The 3,912-nt window shown below is 58.7% G+C and carries 4 protein-coding genes; all 4 read right to left on the reverse strand.

Features of this window, described 5'->3' with window-relative positions:
- The coding region (locus tag Q322_RS23715) for a hypothetical protein (RefSeq protein WP_156953185.1) at positions 1-764 on the reverse strand (764 nt) is incomplete at its 3' end.
- Positions 765-845: 81 nt separating this feature from the next.
- The gene (locus tag Q322_RS0119630; protein WP_029479537.1) at positions 846-1,493 is read right to left on the reverse strand and encodes a hypothetical protein; all 648 of its coding nucleotides are present in this window, start codon (positions 1,491-1,493) and stop codon (positions 846-848) included.
- Complete coding sequence (locus tag Q322_RS0119635; protein ID WP_156953186.1) at positions 1,493-2,218, reverse strand: hypothetical protein; 726 nt, start codon at positions 2,216-2,218, stop codon at positions 1,493-1,495. Before Q322_RS0119635 ends, Q322_RS0119630 begins: the two co-directional genes overlap by 1 nt.
- Before the next feature lie 498 nt (positions 2,219-2,716).
- A partial coding sequence (locus Q322_RS0119645; protein ID WP_156953187.1) for a lactonase family protein occupies positions 2,717-3,912 on the reverse strand: 1,196 nt, incomplete at its 5' end.

Below are 3,912 nucleotides of genomic sequence, written 5' to 3' on the forward strand. Positions count from 1 at the left end.
CCCTTCCTCTCCCTGGCAACATTGCTCTCGTGCCGCCACAAAGCGTTATCCAGCCGCAATGGAGTAGTGTTCATTTGCCGTGCCACACAGGTCACAGCATCACGAATCAGCTTGTCGTCCACTGGATGACCTGCCCGTGGTTTCCAGAAATCGGGTTTGGTAAATACACGTTGGATCATTGTGTCGACCTTGACGTGTTCCTCGTCTCCCAAATTCATCAGCAGATAAGCGCCCAGCGCTGGTCCCATTCCTCGGATCTTGTGGGCTGAACCCGGCTTGATCATTTCCTCCATCACCCAGCACTCCAACTCACCCGGCTCACCGGGCGGTGTTTCACAGGTTCCAGGCTGACCCCGTGGAAGTGCTTTCAAGCTCGCTTTCGTTTCATGCCCACGGTCAATAAAGAACTTGCAAACTTCATAAGCAACTTCAACTTTTGTTCGGCCTGAAATTTCCTGCTCATTCTTCATTATCTCACGAGCATAAAAAACGAACTTATTTCCATCTACATTATATTTATCCACATCAGCAATAAAATGGCTAAACTCTAGTTTAGGATTATCCTGCATTCCTGGTTGTTCTCCGAATCTTTTTAGAGTAGGCAATACAGTAGTTTTATAATCAGCCATAGAACTAAAAACGCAGTCTAAGACAGCATGAACGCCGCTCTCCCAACCTTGAAATTCTGAATCTATTTGAATTTTATGCTGTTTAACATAGATCTGAAGGTGTTTAATCAATTCTGATCGGCTGGGAGCGTTCATGGTTCAGTGTATGGCCCAACTGGTCTGGCCGGTCACTTGCGCCAGTTCACCTCCCTCTTTGCTGATTCTTTCTTGCGGTTCTCAGTACCCCATGCCCCGGTCATACTGGCGTTCCTTTTCTCGCTCCCGTTCGCGCTGCCTGCGCGCTCCACTGCCGTAATCCTCCTGATCCAGCTCTAGCGTCTGTCCTCTGCCCTGGCGCTCCTGCCCGACGCCCTGGTCCTGGTGCAACCCCAGCTCCCGGCCCAGGTGTCGCTCCAGCTCATACGCCTGATTCTGGAAGTGGACCAGATCCCCCTCTGCGCCCCTTCGTAGCGTCGTATCCGTGCCGAAGCAGACATGGACGTGGATATTCCCACCGTCCTGCTGGTGGACGGCCACCGCGTAAATGTCGGCGTCCATGCGGCGCTCCTGCACCGCCTGGGCCACCAGCAATGCGGCGCGCTGCTGGTCCACCTCTGCTTCCCCCGCGAGCTGGGTGGTGAAAACCAGGTGCTGCTGGTATTTGGTCTGGGTGTCCTCGATCCGGGCGGCGGCCTCCATCCGTTCTGTCTCTCTGAGCAGGCCATCCTCAAGGGTGTAGAGCTGGGTGCGCTCCTTCTCGTCCATGTACTTCGTGGCGCTGGAGGCCCGCGCCCTGCCTCCGGCGCTGGTCTTGGTGTAGTTGTTGCCGCTGCGGTCTGGGATGGAGCGCACCACCCGCTGGGTGCTGCCCATCGAGCGGGCCATCAGCGCTTGGCCTTCAGGCTCGCCAGGAAGCCTTGCGGCTCGTTGCGGAGTCGGTCCTCGGTGTCCTCCAATCGGACGGTTGCCACCACCATCGCGCCCCGTGCCTCCTTGACCTGCTGGTTCAACTTGCCGAGGACCTGGACGAGCTGCTGTTGTTCCTGCTGGAGCTGCTGCACCTGGGCGGCCAGGGTCTGCACGTCCTTGAGGCTCTGCGTCACCTGATCGGCAGACTCGCGGACCTTCATCAGCAGGCCCGGATCGTCGTTGCCCATCCCGGCGGCCAGCTCGCTGAGTGCGGCGCGAATCTGCGGCGTCGGTTCCTTCAACTGGTGAACCGCGAAGTTCCAGGCCCGGTCCACATACTCCGGGCCTTTCTCCTGGCCGAATTGATCCCTGATCAGCAGGGACACCATCTGCTTCGTCGATCCACTTTCCAGGCTGGTCCTGGCCAGCAGTGAGCGCACCCGGTTCATCTGCTCGTTCAGGGCCACCCGGATGTTTTGCTGCATCACTTCGGTCTGCTTTTCAAAGGCCAGCTTGAGAATGTCGGTGGTCATCACCTGCCGGTCCTGCAAGCTGTAGCGTTCCAGCACGTTCGCGCAGAATGCCGAGATGGTCACCCCCGCTTCATCGGCCATCAGTTTCAGCTCGGCGGCGTGGTGAGGTTCGAGGGTCACGGTCACCCGCTGAGGCTTCTGTCTGGGCTTGCCAGGGGTCTTTGTCATGCCCCAGAGTAGGCCAAAAAAGGAGCACTAATTAGAAATCACGAGTGCAGTGGTTTTTCCCCTCTGGGACGCAGTTTCAGAGGCAAGTGCGCTGAAAGCGCTAATCTTGCGTAACTGACTTACAGACGCGGAATCTGACCGGCCAACTCCCATTTTTGCTGGAGCTTCGGCGCTGTCAGGATTTGACCTACTCGCTACGGCTTTGCTCTGCCTCGGCCTTTTCCTATGCTTCATTGAGGGCCACTTCGACGGCTTCACCCTCCGCCAACCGATAGAAGCATGCCCCGTTCCCCTGCTTCCTCGTGACCACCAGCTCCTGCGTGGTGTACCGCTTGAGGATCTTTCGCAGGGAGGCCAGGTCCGCCAAATGTCCACGCTTGGCGAGCCGGTCAAAGATTTCCTCCTTCGGGATGACCCGCTGAAGCGACTGGGAAACAGGATTTAGGGCGACGATATCGCCGCCCCAGCAGATGAAATCAGTGGTGAGACCTCTCTATTTTAGAAGCCGTCGAGGCCCTCGCTACCGATTTTCATGATGTCGCCGCGCCCGTACTCGCCCACTTCTTTTAGGCTGCCGTCTGCGCCGATCTGGTAGGCCACCACGCTGCCCCGTCCGCTGTATTGCTGGTACAGGTACTTTCCGTCCGGGGTGATAAAGGTGTCCACTGGCCCGCTGGTCACGTAATCGATGGCGCTCTTGGCTCCCTCGGCAGGCTTGAACGCGGCGTCGGCATTCAGCAGGCTGAGCTTGCCCTGATCCAGCCGGTAGCTGCTGATGGTCCCGGTGTCGAGGTTGCTGGTAAAGGCGAACTTGCCGTCGGGCGTGATGCTCACCCAGCACGGCTCAATCTTACCGTTGCGTACCCCCACCGTCAGCGGCGTGAGTGAGCCGTCATCGTTCAGTGTGAAGCTGCTGGCGGTGCCGTTGCCGGGATTGAAGGGCGTCACGTCAACGGTGATCAGGGTATTGTTGCCGATAAAGTCAGAGCCGAAGGCGTCCACCGGGACACTGTTCAGCATAGGCGTTCCCAGCGTGCCGTCTGCGTTCGTCGGGTAGACCGAGATGGTCTTGGCGAAGAGTTCAATCACCAAGAGCTGCTTGCCATTCGGGCTGAAGGTGACGTGGCCGGGTTGGGTGGCGTCGGTGGAGAGTTCGCGCGTGCTGTTCGGGATCGGCGTGAGCTTGCCCGAGGCGTCCACCCGCAGCCCTGAGATGCTGGCCCGCTTATCCCCGTTGGGGTTCAGGACGTTCTTGGGATTGTTGACGTTCGAGACGTACAGCAGGCCATCGCCGTTGTAGCCCAGACTCTGGGGCAACTTGCCGCCGCTGGGCGCGCGGTCCACGCGGGTCAGGGTTTTGTCGGCGTTGACCTTGAAGCTGGTGACGGTGCCGTCCCCAGTGTTGACGGCGAAGAGCAGCTTGTGATCGGGGCTGATGATCAGGCTGTCGTTGCTGAAAAAGGGGTCCACCACAACCTTTTCCAGTAGGGGAACGAGCTTGCCCGCCGTCCCCGCGCCGCCAGTGGCGTAGGTATTGAGCTTGACCAGGGTGCCGTCTGTCTTGCGGCCAAAAGCCACGATAGTGTTGACCGTCTCGTTGGTCTGTGCGTAGACAGCCCCCTCGTAACTGTCGGGACTGGACCGAACGGCTGAACAGGCGGCAAGCAGGGCGGTGAGGGCAAGAGCGGCTGAGG

The organism is Deinococcus frigens DSM 12807 (assembly GCF_000701425.1).
GTDB lineage: Bacteria > Deinococcota > Deinococci > Deinococcales > Deinococcaceae > Deinococcus > Deinococcus frigens.